This is a genomic window from Cohnella fermenti, assembly GCF_004801405.1.
In the GTDB taxonomy this organism is placed as follows: domain Bacteria; phylum Bacillota; class Bacilli; order Paenibacillales; family Paenibacillaceae; genus Cohnella; species Cohnella fermenti.
In genome coordinates this window covers 101,503-117,454 of the sequence record NZ_SSOB01000020.1, presented here as the reverse complement: position 1 = coordinate 117,454, position 15,952 = coordinate 101,503, and the positions used below count along the sequence as shown (strand labels likewise).

Below are 15,952 nucleotides of genomic sequence, written 5' to 3'. Positions count from 1 at the left end.
TAATGAATCTCCTTTCCTTTGGATCGTTCGCTCCCCTGCAAATTCCGCTAGCCTCGACAACCTCGATAGTCCTGACAACCTCAATAGCCCTATAGCGCTGAGGAGACATCCTCTCGATTCTTTCTTCAGCTACAACGATATTGTGGGATCGAGTTGCAGAACCGAATAACCGCATCGACCAAAAGAACGCCCGATGGCTTTCTTCTGGCCATTCGCGTTATGGTTGGCTCCGGTTGGCTCTTGTTCGTTCACAATCGTTATCTTGGATTGGTTAAGCCGGCTAAGCGACTGCTCTTAACTCGTTTCTTCCGCCCCGACGCTTCCCGAAGTTGGGAGCGCGACGGATTCATCGATCAGCAGGAAGCGGTCGACATAGACGTCCGTTCCGGAGCCCGGCTCGGTCGCGATCAGAAGATGGATAATGACGGGACCGGGATGAGCCGCCGAGATGCTTCCCTTAGAAGCCCCGTTCACGAACACTTCGGCCGTACCGCTCGCCAGATCGAACTTCAGGCGAATATCGTTCCAAACGTTCGTCGCCAGCGTCGTCGGAACAGGGAGCGGGCGAAGAACACTCGCGACCGGCTCCGTTTTAACCGACATCATATCCTTAAGCTCGTTTGTAAAAGTAAAGCTGGAATCCGAATACGCTTGATGAACTTTCACGTATCGGGCCGTCGCCGACAAGCCTCCTAACGTGATCTCGCGATTGGACTTCTGGAACGTCCATCCGGTCGCTTGAACCCAATCCCCGTTGTTCGTCATACTGACATAAACTTCGAGATCGCCCGAAGCGATCCGGCTCGTCGAATCGATATCTCTCAGCGTGATCTCCTGTACTGTCTCGACTTGACCGAGATCGACGCCGATGCTCCGGTTCTGATAATCCAGCGCGAACGTTCCCGCATAGCCGAAGGACGACAGGTCACCGGTCGCCGGATTGGTGTCCGTCAAGAAGCCAGTCGTCTGGGCATGCTCCGTCGTGCGGACCGTCATCAGGTTCCGAACATCCCCGACGAAGGTAAACGAGGAATCCGAATAAGCTTGATGCACCTTCACGAACCTCGCTGTAACCGACAAGCCGCTAAGCTTGATGTTGCCGTTCGACTTCGCGAAGGACCATCCTGTCACCGGCAGCCAATCTCCGTCGTTCGTATCGCTGACGTAAACGGACAGATCGCTTGCCGTCAGGCGATTCGAGTTGTCGTTATCCCATAGCTTGATCTCGGTAATCGTCTCCGCCGCGCCCAAGTCCATGCCTACGCTGCGGCTCTGGTAGTCGAAGCCGAAGGAACCGCTTGTTCCCCAGGAAGCCAAATTGCCGGAGGCGGGGCTCGTATCGCCAGTTAAGTAGCCGATGCGGCGCGTAGCCGGACCGGAGACGACTTCGATGATCTCTTGCAGACCATTCACGAAGGTATACGCGGTATCGGCATAGTTCTGATGCACCTTCACGTACCGGGCTTGCGCGTTCAAGCCTCCGAGCGTGATCGTTCCTCCCGCCTTGGCGAATGTCCACCCGGTGACCAGTTGCCAGTCTCCGTCGTTCGCGTTGCTGATATAGACGGATAGATTGCTAGAGCCAAGACGGTTCGAGGAATCGTTGTCGATCAGCTTGATCTGGGTGATCGTCTCGACTCGGCCAAGATCCATTCCAACGCTGCGATTCTTGTAATCGAGCGCGAGAGCGGCGGTGTTGCCGATGTTCTCCAGGTTGCCGGAGGCTGGCGTAACGTCATCCGGAACGAATCCGGCTCTCCGGTTGTAGGATTCCTTCGCATCCGAGTATAGCAAGGAACCGTCCGGCGCCACTTGCAGACGGAAGGCGGTTCCGGCCGCGTTCGGATGTTGCGAATAGCCCTCCTGAAGCGAGAGATTCAATCCGTTTGTGAAGCTTGTTCCATACAGGGACAATTCCACCGTTCCCTTGCGCACGGCCGGGAATAACCGGGAAGCGCCGGTCGGCGTGACATTGCTAACGTGATCGTAGATTCGAAGGGATTGGACTCCCTCCTTGGCCTGCGTGCCGCTCGTCGTTACCGTCCCGAAGCTCGTCGTCTTCCACCAATAATCTCCCGCAAGACGGGTGCCGTTGTCCGTCGTCCCGGCCGCCCGCTCGTACTCGAAGTCGTCTAGCGCCCCATGGCTCCGGTACAAATACCGGTAGAAATCCTCCACGAGAACGGAGCCCGTCTGCGTTCCCCCGGACCACGAGAACAAATACGCATTCTCGCCCGCCGGCACTTTGTCGGACTCGACGGCCTGCCGACGCTCGCCTTCCGAATACCAGCCCGGCGTCGACAGAATCGTCCGATCGAGCACATTCCGGTACCCGTCCCAAGTCAATGTCTCGTCTTGGCTGTAGGCAATCGTCAAGTCGTTGCGCTGATAGCTCGTTCCTCCCATCGCGTTGTGCCCCGACCAATTGAGCAGAATCGAACCGTCTTCGTCGCGGCTGAGCGCGGGGAAGGTATTGCTGCTTAGGATGTCGCTGTCCTGCGCCGCGGACCAGGTGGTTCCGTTATTGACGGATACGGACTCGGCCAGAGTCGTCTTGTCTCCTCGCTGCTGCCTGGCGTAGATGATCAGAGATCCGTCGGCACGCTCGATGATCGCCGTCTCCGATACGCCGCCTTCCCCGCCGATGGACGGGATTGTCAGGTCGGATGCGCTCTTCGTCCAGGTCAAGCCGTTGTCGTCCGAGTATGCGACTCCGGCGGCGAACGTGCCGTCGTCCCCGATCGCGAACCCGAACGTCACGACCAAGCGTCCGGTACTCGTCCGAATCGGATTGGAATAAGTAACCGCGTAATTCACCGGATTGCCAAGCGAGGACATCATCCCGCTCACCGCAACGGGAGCGCCGAAGCTCGGTTTCCCGCCGGAAAATCCGGTCGCCTTGACGACATACAGGTCCGAGCGACAGACAGAATCGTCCAGGCAACTGTGGACTCCGTCCCATACGCCGAAGTAATGGTACGAGTAGAACGCGACGAACAGGTCTCCAGTCGTCTCGTCCACGTAAGCCCCGCCCGGGCTATCGAGGGATATGCCCGAGCGGCTTCCCGGAGAGATCAGCGGCTCCGGCACCGACCACGTCATCCCGTCGTCGAACGAATAACGGGCATAAATCCCGTTGTCGATGTCGGTCTGCGCCATAAGCATCAACGTACCGTCCGGGAGCCGGACAGGCTTGATATTGGCTCCGAATTCCAAGCCGTCGTCACCTTGCGGAGTAAAGGTTTTGTTGCCGTACTCGACTTGCAGCGCCTCTTGCCCTCCTCCGCTGAAGGCGGCCTGCGGATTGCCGTAATAGAAGTATACCGTAGCCGTCGCGAGCGGCGCCATCTCCGGAAGCCGGACGTAGAAGCCTCCGTCGTCCTTGTAGAAGCTCAGTTCCCGCCCGGCCGCATCGGCGAACCGGACATCGCGGTAGTCCGCTTGCAGACGCCCGGCCGAGATTAGGGCGGAAGTGCCGAGCGAACTGCCGGACAGGTGAACCGGACGGTCGTATATCGTCTCGTTATTCGGATTCGTTACCGTCACGGCCTTGCGGTAACTCCACTCCCCTCCTCCGCTCGCGGTCCACGTCCCTGCCGGAAGCTCGTAAACTTCCAACATCGCCTGCAGGTTCGAGCCGGAGTACTCGGCATTCGTATCGTCGTAATGGCTATGAACCTTGACGTAACGGGCCGTCTCGGAGAAATTGTAGAGCAGCAAGGAGCGATCCAGCTTCAGGAAGTCCCAATCCGGTACTTTCTCGTACGTGACGTTGTCATCGCTCACGTACAATGACAAGTCCGCCTTCTCGACGCGATGGGTACCGTTGCCGTCCGAGTCCAGCTCGATCAGATTGAAGGTCTCCTCCGCTCCGAGGTCGGCGCCGAGGCTGTTCAGCCCGCTGTCCAGGGAGAATGCGCCTGTGGAACCGAACGAAGCCAGCGATCCTTGGTAGGGATTGCGCTCTCCCGTCGCCGAGCCGATCGACGCTGGAAGCTTATCCGTGCTGGACTGGTAACCCGAACTAAGTGATAAGGAATAGACGGAAGAGGAGACGGAAGAGGAGACGGAAGCGCCCGGGTCTGCCTGCGATTCTGCCGCAGCGGAAGGCGCGGCGGCTCCGGGTCCGAAATTCAGCGATGCCATAACGAGAGCGGCGCAGATCAGAAGCTTGCCTCTTGCCCTTGCAGCCAACGATGCCATTCGTTATCCTCCTAAGGGAACCAGCGATCCCATATTATGGTATGACCTCAATACTCAAGCAAAAGCCGTCTATCCCATTCCTGTTCGGATATTGTCTCAACGAGCCGAATCCCAATTGTCTCAGCCATCCGAGTCCTTATTGTCTATACCTTACGAATCCTAACGATCTCAGCCGACCGAATCCCTGCTGCTCCGATAATCCCGCGGGTTCACTCCCGTATAGAGCTTGAACTTCTCGTAGAACCAGTCCATGTCGTTGTAGCCGACCGCGGAAGCGACCTCGTACACCTTCAGATCCGTTCCCGCGAGAATCTCTTTGGCTTTCTCCATTCGCACCTGCAGCACGTACTCGCCGAAGCCGATGCCGGTCTGGGTCTTGAAGAGGCTTCCGAGGTACGCCGGATTCATGTATAGCTGCGCGGCGATGCCCTTTAACGTAAGCGGACTCGCGTAATGATCCTTCACCCACTGCTTGACGAACCGGGCCACTCCCTTCTCGTTGCCGAGATCGCCCGAAGGCGCCGCACGATCCTCTTCGGACGGGACGGGCTTGTCACGCTTATCCAATTCCCCTCTCACCCTGGCCAGCAGCCTCGCCAGATCATCCTCTTCGGCCGGCTTCAGCAGATAGTCCTTCACCTCAAGCTGAAGCGCCGCCCTCGCATAGGCGAAATCCTCGTATCCGCTCATGATCGCGACGGTAATATCGCTTCTCTCCCGAACGGCCGCAATGAAGGCAAGCCCCTCCATCTCCGGCATTCGAATGTCCGTAATGACGAAGGAATAAGGGTGCTCCGCGAGGCATTCCAGCGCCTGTCGGCCATTGGAGGCTTCTCCGGCGATCCGGAAGCCGGCTTGCTCCCAATCCAGCAAGTACTTAAGCGACTTGATCGCCCCGGGCTCATCGTCAACTAGCAGAACGTCGTACAGCTTGTTATGCTGCTTCACGCCAATGCCCTCCTTGTTGTCAGGTCGTGCCGATCCGTTCGTACAGGGGGATGCGCATCGAGGCCTCGGCTCCCTCTCCGGGCTTGCCCGCCAGACGGATTCCGTATTCGGAGCCGAAGCTCTGCAGCCGCTGATGCACGTTAACCAATCCGATGTGGTTCCCGTCCTCCGAAGACTCCGACAGCTTCGCCTGAATCTGCGCCGCCCGGGCGGGCTCCAGGCCGGCGCCGTCGTCCTCGACCCGCAAGAGAATCGCCTCGTCTTCCATCTCGGCCGAGACGACGATCGTCGTTGGAGACTCCTTGGGCTCGAGCCCGTGCACAATCGCATTCTCCACCAGAATCTGCAGGGACAGCTTCGGAACCCGCAGCCGCAGCAGCTTCTCGTCGACGTCGATGCGGTACCTCAGCCTGTCCGGGTAGCGGAAGGCCTGAATCCGGAGATAGGTCTCGACGATTCCGAGCTCTTCCGCGAGCGGGATCGTTCCTCCGCTCTTGCCGAGCATCTGGCGGAACGACTTCGCCAGCAGGCCGACGATCTCCGCGTTCGGCCGATCTCCGTTCTCCAGCAGGTTGCCGCGAATCGAATTCAGCGTGTTGTACAGGTAATGCGGGTTGATCTGCGTCTGAAGCGCGTACAGCTCGGCTTCCTTCGTGCGAAGCTGAAGCTCCTTCTCTCTGAGTTCCGATTCGTACACCTCGCCAAGCAGCCTCTGCATGCGATTCACCATGTCATTGAACATATGGCCGAGGTGGCTGACCTCGTCGTTGCCCCGAACGTGCCCGATCGGCTGCAAGGAGTCCATGTCGGTCCGCCTCATCTTCGACGACAACTGCCGAAGGCGCCTCGTGATGCGTCCGGACACGATAAAGTTGACGATGGCGAACGCGGCAAGCATAAGAAGGAAGAAGAGAATGGCCATCTGCCGGATGACGCTTGTCTTCGCTTCCAGCTCCGCAAGCGGAAGCAGGGAAGCTACTTGAAGTCCGTCCACACTGTTCCGGGAGGAGAGGCGCTGTGCATTAAGGAGGTAATCCTCCCCCTCCAGATTCACGATTCGCCCTCCCTCCGCCGATGCCAAGGACGCAATCAGCTCTGCCTTGCTCTCGGCCGATCCTTCCACACTGTCCATCACACTCGCCCCGTCCGGCAGCAAGACGAGGAAGCGGCTCCTCTCCCCCTCCATTTTGATCAGATCGGTCACTTTGCTTGCGTCCATCTCAATGTGAAGGAACAGACACGAACGGGAGTTCAAATGATTCAGTCTCTGCGTAAGCGCCAGACGCTCCGGATGATCGCGGGACACGCTCCATGTTCGCAGCGATTCGGTGCCGACCTCCCCTCCCTCAAGACAGGACTGAACCTGCGACAGCCCGAGACCGGACATCTCCTCAAGCGGCCTTATGCTGCCGACGTGGAAGGACGAGTTGTCCGTATAGATGGCGATATCCCGGATTTCCGTGGAGGAGCTGATCGAATACAACTGAGGCTTGACGGATTCGAAGTACTCCTCGTGGGCCTCCGGATACGTATCGAACTTCTTGAGCAAGCGATCCTGAAGAAGGTCGTCCATATAGAGGTAATCGGCTACTTGCTCGTAGGACCGAAGCGCGCTGTCGACGTTCTCGGCGAGCTGGGACAGAGAATGCCCTGCGCTCTCCTGGAGGGTGTCCAGCATGGAGCTTCTCGCGTAATTCTCCAGACAAAACGTCAAGGACGCGGTCAGAATAACAACAACCGCGCCGTTGGTCCAGAATAGCTTGGTGCGTATATTCATCCCGCATCCCATCCTTTCTGCCTTAGTTGCAATATTCGAATAAATCAACTCATTGTAAAATCGTTTGGTACCTCTCCATGGTAGTCGCCCACAATTGCTCGTACGCGTCCGTCGCCTTGGCCGCGCCTTCCTTCTCGAGCGACTTCTGCATGGAATCCCACTTGGCGTCGAACTCCTGCTCGTCCTTCGAGAAGATGATCTTCGGCGAATCCTTCAGCCATGCCTGCTGGAGCCGCTTCATATCCGCGCGGACGTCCTCGATATCCCCGAGCTGATAGAGCAGAGCGGGCATCAGTTGAATCTTCGGCAGGAAGTCCGACCAGACTTCTTTGCCATACTTGGCGAGCACTTCCTTCGTTCGGTCGTCATAGCCGCTTATGACGGACTCCTTCGTCGTCGGCGTCGCATAGTCCCCGTCCGCCAGCTTCGTGCCATGGTCGAGATAGATCGACGTTCCCATGAACGGGGAAGCGGTCTCCGTCCATTGAAGGTCCGGGTTGGCGGCCTTCTTCTCGTTAAAGTCCGCAAGCACGGTGCGCTTGCCGTCCTTCACCTCGAAGTGGCGGCCCTCGATGCCCCAGTTGATCAGGATTTGGCCTTCGTCGGAGAAGATGTAATCGAGAAGCTTCATGACTTCTTCCGGATGCTTCGACTTGCTGGAGATGACCCAGTTCCAGTTCGAACGCGTCATCAGGGAGGTGAACGACTTGTTCTCCGCGGAGCTGTCGAACGTGATCGGGAAGTAAGCGTACTGATGGTCGTAATCGCCGGATGCCCTGAGCACCTTCTCGACCTCAGGCTGAACCCACCAGGAAGGGAAGTAGCCGGCCAGGACGCGGCCTTCGGTAATCTTCTTGACCAGGCCCTCGGAATTAAGGGTGAAGAACTCCTTGTCCAGCATATTCGAGTTGTATAGCTTGCTCAGGAATTGATAGTACCGCTTCATCTCGTCCGTGGAATACAGAAGCTGCGCATTATTCTCGTCGTCGATCGTGAAGTTGCCTTGGTTGACCAGGCCCGATGCATCGAAGGTCGGGCTCGACAGGTTGTCCGCCCCGTTGCCGTAATAATCGAACCCCGCGAACGGGATCGTCTCCTTGCCGTCGATGGACGGGTTGCTCTCATAGAAGGTGTTCAGCAGATCATAGAGCTGATCGAACGTCTTGATCTCCGGATAACCGGCGTCTTCCAGCACATCGTAGCGGACGGCGAAGTTCGCTTGCAGCAGCGGAGACGGCTCCGTCGAGAGCTTGGGCACATACAGCGAATAGATATGGCCGTCGGAGCTGCGGAGCAGGTCGAAGTACTTGCCGTACTTCTCCTTGATGTTGGGCCCGTACTGCTCGATCAGGTCGTCGAGCGGCATGAGGGCTCCCGCCGTCCGGTATTTCTCGACGTAATCGGGCTTGAGCACGAGAGTATCCTCCGGATAATCCCCCGACGCCAGCCACAGGTCGAACTTCTGGTTGCGGTCTCCCGTGACGGTGATCAGGTCGAAGGTCGTGTTCGTGCGCACGGACAGCTCCTTCATGACCGGATTGTTCACGTCCAGATTGGGGAATAAATTGCCGATCTGGATCTTCGTCGGCTCCTTCGCGGCCGAAGGCGAAGCCGCTGCCGAACTCGACGGCGCTGCTCCTCCGCCCGACGCCGCCCCCTCCTGCTGCGCGCCATTCTCGGAGTTGTTGCCTCCGCATCCGGCCAGCAAGCCAAGCGACAGGGCCAGGACCGTTAGTGCGATTCCTTGTCTTCTCAATGAATCCACCCTTCCCATTCTATGATTATATCATCCGGACTAGCCGGCAGATATCCATCTGATTCTCGCCGATTCTCGCAAACCTCCGTCATCCCTTGACGGCGCCGAGCGTCATGCCCTTGATGAAGTAGTTCTGCATGAACGGATAGACGAACAGGATCGGAATCGTGACGATGATCGTCATCGTCGCCCGAATGGATTGGGGAGTCGTCATGCGCATCATCTCGGCGTCGACATTGTTGCCGGCGCCGGCGCCGATCTGATCGGTCGACTGCATCAGGATCTTCATCAGCTCGTATTGCAGCAGCGTCAGAGACTCGTCGGTATTGAACAGGTAATTGTCGAGCCAAGCGTTCCAGTGTCCGACGGACAAGAACAGAGTGATCGTCGCCAGGACGGGAAGGCTGACCGGCAGGACGACCCGGAACAAAGTCGTGAATTCGTTCGCCCCGTCCAGCTTGGCGGATTCGATCAGCCCCGGGGGAAGCTCATCGAAGAAGCTTCTCATGATCAGGACGTTAAACGCGCCGAGCAGCCCCGGAAGCAGATAGACGAGGAACGTGTTCGTGAGCCCGAGCTGCTTGATGAGGATGTAATAAGGGATCAGTCCGCCGTTCACGTACATGCTGATGACGAGCACCGTATTCAGAAGCTTGCGCAGCATGAACTCCCTTCGGCTAAGCGCGTACGCCACCATCGTCGTCGCGATCAAGGCGGCCGTCGTTCCGAGCAGCGTCCGCGCCACGGACAAGCCGGTTGCGGAGAACAGCCGTTGATTCTGGAAAATAAGCTTGTAGTTATCGAGCGTAAACTCCCGGGGAAGCAGGTAAATTCCTCCGCGCACCGTGTCCATCGAATCGTTGAGCGAGATTGCCAGCAGATTCAGGAAGGGGTAGAGAGTCCCCGCCCCGAGCAGGGCCAGCAACGCGCAGTTCGCAATCTGGAAGGCGGCGCCGCCCCATGTCCATTGAACTCTCATGAATGGTCACCTCGGATGTATCTTTATAGAACGTGGGACTGGCCGACCCGCTTCGCGATCGTATTGACCCCGAGCACAAGGACGATGCTGACGACTGATTTGAACATGCTGATCGCCACGCCGTACGAGTAATCCCCGATCGATAGCGAGTAGTCCAGCGCATACAGGTCGAGCACCTGGGAGTAATCCATGACGAAGCTGTTGCCCAGCAGCATCTGGGACTCGTAGCCCGTCGAGAGCATCTGACCGACCGCAAGGATGAGCAGCAGCGTAGCGGTAGGGAGAAGACTGGGAAGCGAGATGCGCCTCATCTTGGCGAAGCGTCCCGCTCCGTCGACGTCGGCCGCTTCGTACATCTCCGGATTGACGCCGGCCAGAACCGCGAGATAGATGATCGTGCTCCACCCAAGCTCCTTCCACAGTCCCGCAAGCGTATGGATGACCCAGAACCACTTCTCCTTGGACATGAAGTAGATCGGTTCGCCGATAACTTCGAGACCGGCCAGCAGCTCGTTCAGAGGCCCGTGATCGGGAGACAGCAGGTAGATGACGATGTTGGAGATGACGACCCAGGAGACGAAGTGCGGAATATAGACGATCGTCTGGATCGTGCGCTTGTACAGCGAGGAGCGGACTTCGTTAAGCAGCAAGGCCAGGCCGATGGCGCAGACGAAGCCGGCGATCAGGCTCATCCCGCTCATCGCGAACGTGTTCCGAAGAGCTTGGTAGAAGCGGCTGTCCCCGAACAATTCCGCGAACTGGCCGAATCCGATAAAGGGGCTTCCCAGAATGCCCAGAGGAATGGAATACTTCTGGAAGGCCATCAGCCAACCCCATAGGGGGAGATAGTGGAAAACGAACAATACGGCGATGAACGGCACGGACATCAGGATCAACTGGTATTGAGAGATGAGCTTGCGAAGCCGCCCCTGGCGTCCGGATGCGCGGGGAGCCGCTTGCTTCTTGACCGGATGCGCTTGAATGTCGATGATCTCTCTCCCCTTCGGATTAATGTTTCTTTAAGTATAGGAACCCGAGGCGACTGGGCCTATCCGGGAAGTTAAAGAGGAATGCCGGGGAAACTGCAGGGGATGTCACGGAAGCTTACATTACCGAAGAGCAACGCCCTTCCTCCATCGAGAAAGGGCGGCTCCGTTCAGTTGCCTTCGTTAATGGAACGAATAATTTCAAGCTGAATCTTCGGCTTCCGGTCATAGGTCAACAGGCCGTTGATCTCCTGCTCCACATCGGTCAATTGGGTGAAGCAATAGCCTTGAACGACCGTATCGGCAGCGTGGTACGGCCGGATGACCGCGCGCAGCCGGGACTCGTAATCCGCGTCGTCGCTCGCTCCCGAATAGCCCCAGCCTTCCTGCTCGCTTGTGCGATAGGCGATGCCTCCCATCTCCGTGACGAGGATGGGCTGCCCCTCGTAGGGATAGCCGTCCACGTACAGATTCATGCCCGCGGGAAGAGCGCTGACGGCCTTCGCCGCCGAGCGGTACCGTTCCGTCAGCAGCTCTTCGTTCCAGCCGTAGTCGTGGATGGTGAACAGATCCGTCTTCACGAGCTCCCAGCCGTCGTTCGAGACGACCGGACGGGAGCTGTCAAGAGATTTGGTCAAGTAATAGAGAGACATCGCGTGCGCCTCCTGCCTGCCGTCGCAACGGATGTCCGAAGCCCCCCAGCTCTCGTTCAGGGGCACCCAGACGGCGACGCACGGATGGTTATAATCCCGTTCGACCGATTCGATCCATTCGTTCGCGAACCGGCGCACGTTGGCGTCCGAGAACTCCATGGCGTTCGCCGCCTCGCTCCACACGAGAAGGCCCAAGCGGTCGCACCAATACAGATACCGCGGGTCCTCCAGCTTCTGGTGCTTGCGGGCGCCGTTGAAGCCCATCTCCTTCGTCAACTCGACGTCCCGGCGAATCGCTTCGTCGCTCGGAGGAGTGAGATTGCCATCTGGAAAATACCCCTGGTCCAGCACCATCTTGCTGAAGCAGGGGCGATTGTTCAGGTAGAAGCGCCCGTTCTCGACCGAGATTTTCCTCATGCCGAAGTAGCTCTTCACCTCGTCCAGCAGCTCTTGGCCGTCGTATAATCGGAAGGCGATATCGTACAGATTGGGCGTATCCGGGGACCATAATCCTTCCAATCCGGGAGCCCGCTCGTTGCCGTCGCGCAACGTCACGATCCGCTTCTCCTGCTCGTGCCTCACGCTGTAAGAGTCTTCCGCGACGCTCTTGCCGCCGAACGAGATCGAAGCGTGAAGCCTTAAGTCCCGCCCCTCCAGCTCGCCTTGGACGAAGGCCTGAATCTCTACCTGCTTCGCGTCGAGATTCGGCGTCAGCTTGACCCTGTCGAGGTGAACGGACGACACCGCCTCCATCCATACCGTCTGCCAGATCCCCGTCGTGCGCGTGTAGTAGACGCCCGCGGACTTCGGCTTCCAATATTGCTTGCCCCGTGGGAGCGTGCGGTCCCGACTGCAGTCGACCGCCTTGACGACAAGGACATTGCCGTTCTTATTCAGCAGCCGCGTGATATCCGCCTTGAACGGCGTATGTCCTCCTTCGTGCCGCGCGGCCAGTTGACCGTTCACCCAGACGCTCGCCTCGTAATCGACGGCCCCGAAGTGCAGGAGAATCCGCTTGTTCGCGAACTCCGCGGGGACATCGAAGCTCCTCCGGTACCAGACCGTGTCGTGAATGTCCGGATCGGCAATTCCGCTTAGTTTGCTCTGGAAGGCGAACGGCACTTGAATCCGCAACGGCAGCGGCTTGTCGCCCAACTGCCAGCGTTCTTCGTCTCCGGCATTGCCGTCGTCGAAGGCGAATTCCCATTCTCCGTTCAGATTGACCCAACTGTCCCGGACGAATTGCGGACGAGGATGCTCCTGTCTCGGCTGCTCGCTCATCTCTTATCTCTCCTCGATCTGGTCATAGATCAATCGAATTTCGCTTACGCGGGGCGTCCCTCCGCTGTTCAGGGCTCCAAGGGCCAGCTTGTATTGAATCCATGGGCCGGCTAGGGGAGCCGACGATTCCGCCCCGTTCCCGTACCAACTGTCGGCCGTTCCGTCCGGTCCTTGCCACGCTGCGCCAAGAAGCGATTCCTTGCTTGCGGCCGTGCGGATCTGCGCCTTGACCCAGGTCTTGGGAGCAAGGTCCGCCGTCCAGGAGATTCCGGTCAGCCCGCTTCCCATCGGCAGCTCAATCGCCCTCGACTCGTAATATTCCTCCGGCCCGCGGTCCATGACGTTGCCGATATCCGAGTGGGTAATCCCATGGGGACCGGCGGTCGGCAGCCGGGTGACGCGGCTCCTGGAGAAGCCTTCCGGGCCGTTATGCCAGACGAAGGACTCGCCCGGGTGATTGCCGAACGTCTTGTGGTTCGCCATCGCCAGGTCCACATAGCCGTCTTCGTCGAAGTCGGCCGCCAATACCCCTGCGGCGGAGTGGCCGGGGAACTGCGTTCTCTTCTCGACGGAGAAGCCCCCTCCCGGCTCTCCCCAATAAATATAGGAATCGATATCGCGGGTTCTCGTGCCGTGGTAGCAAGAGACGAACAGATCGAGAATGCCGTCGTTGTTGAAGTCGGCCACCGCGAGATCGGCCGCGAAGTGCGCCGGCAGCTCGGTCCGGCGGTCGTTCGAATACCCCTCCGGGCCTCCCCAATAGATAAACACGGACGTGCCGTACGGATCGCCGATATCGGGACCTTTGTAGCCGCCGATAATCAAGTCGAGCCAGCCGTTGCCGGTCAAGTCGGCGGCCCTGGAGCTGATGCCCGATCCTTCCGGAAGCAGGGAGCGGCGCTCGATATCGAAGCCGTCCGGTCCGCCCCACAGAATGAGCAGGTCGTCCGTCGCCCCGCAATCCGGAATAACGAGGTCCAGCCAGCCGTCGTTGTTCAGGTCGGCCAGCGTCATGAACCTCGGCTGCCTGTAGACGACTCCGTCCACGATCAGCCGGATGCGAACCGGCTCGTCCGCGAAGCCGTTCTCCGAGCCGTAGAAGATGAGCAGCTCGTCGTTGTTATGACCGACGACGATAAGGTCCAGATAACCGTCCCGGTTCAGGTCGGCGCAGACGCCGTTCATCGCATACCTGGTCGGCAGTTCGACTCTTCGGTCGACGGAGAACCCTTCCGGACCGTTGTAATACACGAACGAGCCGTTATCGAGATGCATCGCGTTCTCGTTGCTGTTGGCCATGAAGATGTCCGGGCAGCCGTCGTCGTCGAAGTCGCAGATCCGCACTTCCGTCGCGGCCCATCCCGGAAGCTCGAGCCTTCGCTCCGGCGAGAAGCCGTCCGGTCCGCCCAGGTAGATAAATACCGGCACGTCGCCTTGGACACGATTGGTCAAGTGGTTGAGGAAGATAAGCTGGGGCCGCGGCTCGTCCATCGTTCTCGCGACGAACGCGGCGATCGCGCAATGCGTCCGAAGCCGCGTCGGTTCCTCCAGCCTTCCATCCGGATTCGCCTTGAAGATAAGAGATTCGAAGGTATAAAGCCGCTCCGTCTTGTCCTGGCAGACGACGAGCTCCGCGCGGCCGTCGCCATCCAGGTCGGCGGCGATCACGTCGGCGGCGCTTCTCGTGACGAACGCCGTGCGATGTTCTTCGGAGTAGCCGGCATCATCGGTCTGCCAATAAATCCAGGAACGTTCGATCCCTTCCTCGTCCGCTCTCCGGGCAGAGAGGATCAGGTCCTCGCGGCCCTGCCCTCGCAGGTCGCCGACACACGCACTTGTGACTCCTTCGCAGCCGATCGCGAAGGGGGTTCCCGCACTTCGGTTCGGCAGGATCGGAATGAACGAAGCCCTGTCCGCCCTCCCGGCGAACAGATGGGGGATGCCTCCGAGCGAGAGCGCCTTGAGCTTGGGTCCCTTCGGCACGTTGCAGACGACGAGGGCTCCCGCTCCCGCGCCGCTCGCGGCGCTGTCGATTCCCGCATCCAACGGCTCTTCTCCCGTCAGATCCGAATCGATCCAGGTCCGATTGTCCGCGCGGATGCCCTCCGGCCCGCCCCAATAGATGACCAAGCGGCTGTTGCCGGTGCGGATGACCAAGTCATCGAACCCGTCGCCGTCCAGATCCATCGAGGCGAGCGAATCCAGCGTATGGTCCAATTCGAGGTCGACGTAACCGCGCGTACGGAATCCTTGAACGTCCTGGTAGAAGATTCTTAGCTTGTCGAAGCTGACGAAGGCGATATCCTTGCGCCCGTCCCCATTGAAGTCGCCGATCGCGACGCTGCGGACCGAAGGCGCCCAGAGGCGAAGCATCCGCTTCGTCCCGTACCCCTCCGGCGATCCGTAATACACCTGGGCGTAGACGTAATTCGACGCTCCGTCGTATTGATTGCCGATCACCAGATCGTCGTAGCCGTCTCCGTTCAGATCCGCGACGGCTCCGGCGAAGGCCCCGTCGGACGGAATCTCGATGCGCTTTCCCCCGCCCAGCGGATCGACGTACACGTAGGCAGGCACCCGCACCCCGTCGTCATGGGAATTGGCGAACGGCAGATCGATGTACCCGTCCCCGTTCACGTCGAAGAGATGGATTCTCTGCAAAACTCCTTTTTTGGATACGTAAAGATTGTGGCCCGCATTGCCGAACGTGCCTTGGCTCAAGGCTTCGAAGCCCCGGTCCCGTATGATTCCTTGTCCCATCCAGGCGATTCCTCCCGTCATGCCTTCCTTCCCGTTCATCTCCTACTTTAAAGAAAAAGCCTCCCGCGGGAACCCGGGGAAGCTGCAGAGAATCATAGGGGATAATTCAGGAATTCAGGCGATCCCGGTGAATCTTCACCACGACCTTGCGAAGCGGAGCCGGCGCTTCCAGATACATTCCCGGCCGATGAATCTCGCCCGGCAGGAAGACGGCATACATCCCTTGGTTCAGATAAAGGCAACTCTCTTCCTCCAACTTATCGTACAAGACGGCATCCTCCGTCTCCAGCAGATTCTGCTTGACCGATGCCCCGTCCGCTCTAAGGGCGAACCCCATCCGTTCCGTCCCCTTGAGAACATAGTGAACATCGGCGTAGACTCCGTGAGCCTCGCCGAGAGCTTCCTCGGGCGAACGTGTCACCGACTCCGACACGATGGCGTACATCCCGTCTCCGTCCAACTCGAGCCGGCCGGTCGGCATCGAGCCGAAGTCCGTCTCCCGCAGAACCTCCATTGCACGCCTCAGTCCCTCCGGTGCAGTTTTTCCTTGCTTAACCCAATTTTCCAAGCTTCCTGCCATCATGCTGTTGCTAATCCTCCTGTCACGGG

Annotated in this window: 9 protein-coding genes; all 9 read right to left on the bottom strand. The window is 58.9% G+C overall.

Annotated elements, in window-relative coordinates; all coding sequences use genetic code 11:
• Positions 1–294: 294 nt before the first annotated feature.
• A complete protein-coding gene (locus E6C55_RS16835) occupies positions 295–4,203 on the bottom strand; it encodes a sialidase family protein (RefSeq protein WP_136370973.1) in 3,909 nt (1,302 codons plus the stop codon).
• A 168-nt stretch (positions 4,204–4,371) separates the two neighbouring features.
• Positions 4,372–5,151 carry a response regulator transcription factor gene (locus tag E6C55_RS16830; protein WP_168735698.1) on the bottom strand — a complete coding sequence of 260 codons (780 nt, stop codon included), beginning with the start codon at positions 5,149–5,151 and terminating at the stop codon, positions 4,372–4,374.
• A gap of 19 nt (positions 5,152–5,170) precedes the next feature.
• A complete protein-coding gene (locus tag E6C55_RS16825; RefSeq protein ID WP_168735697.1) occupies positions 5,171–6,928 on the bottom strand; it encodes a sensor histidine kinase in 1,758 nt (585 codons plus the stop codon).
• Positions 6,929–6,977: 49 nt separating this feature from the next.
• A complete protein-coding gene (locus E6C55_RS16820) occupies positions 6,978–8,684 on the bottom strand; it encodes an extracellular solute-binding protein (protein ID WP_168735696.1) in 1,707 nt (568 codons plus the stop codon).
• 88 nt (positions 8,685–8,772) lie between these two features.
• On the bottom strand, positions 8,773–9,663 hold the full coding sequence (locus E6C55_RS16815; protein ID WP_136370969.1) for a carbohydrate ABC transporter permease: 891 nt from the start codon (positions 9,661–9,663) through the stop codon (positions 8,773–8,775).
• A 23-nt stretch (positions 9,664–9,686) separates the two neighbouring features.
• Entirely contained in the window at positions 9,687–10,487 is an 801-nt protein-coding gene (locus tag E6C55_RS16810; protein WP_230986719.1) for an ABC transporter permease, read from the bottom strand.
• A gap of 332 nt (positions 10,488–10,819) precedes the next feature.
• Positions 10,820–12,583, bottom strand: a complete 1,764-nt coding sequence (locus E6C55_RS16805; RefSeq protein ID WP_136370967.1) for a glycoside hydrolase family 2 protein — start codon at positions 12,581–12,583, stop codon at positions 10,820–10,822.
• A 3-nt stretch (positions 12,584–12,586) separates the two neighbouring features.
• Positions 12,587–15,343, bottom strand: a complete 2,757-nt coding sequence (locus E6C55_RS16800; RefSeq protein ID WP_168735695.1) for an FG-GAP repeat domain-containing protein — start codon at positions 15,341–15,343, stop codon at positions 12,587–12,589.
• A 106-nt stretch (positions 15,344–15,449) separates the two neighbouring features.
• Positions 15,450–15,926: a YhcH/YjgK/YiaL family protein gene (locus E6C55_RS16795; protein ID WP_136370965.1), complete on the bottom strand. Its 477-nt coding sequence runs from the start codon at positions 15,924–15,926 to the stop codon at positions 15,450–15,452.
• Positions 15,927–15,952 lie beyond the last annotated feature (26 nt).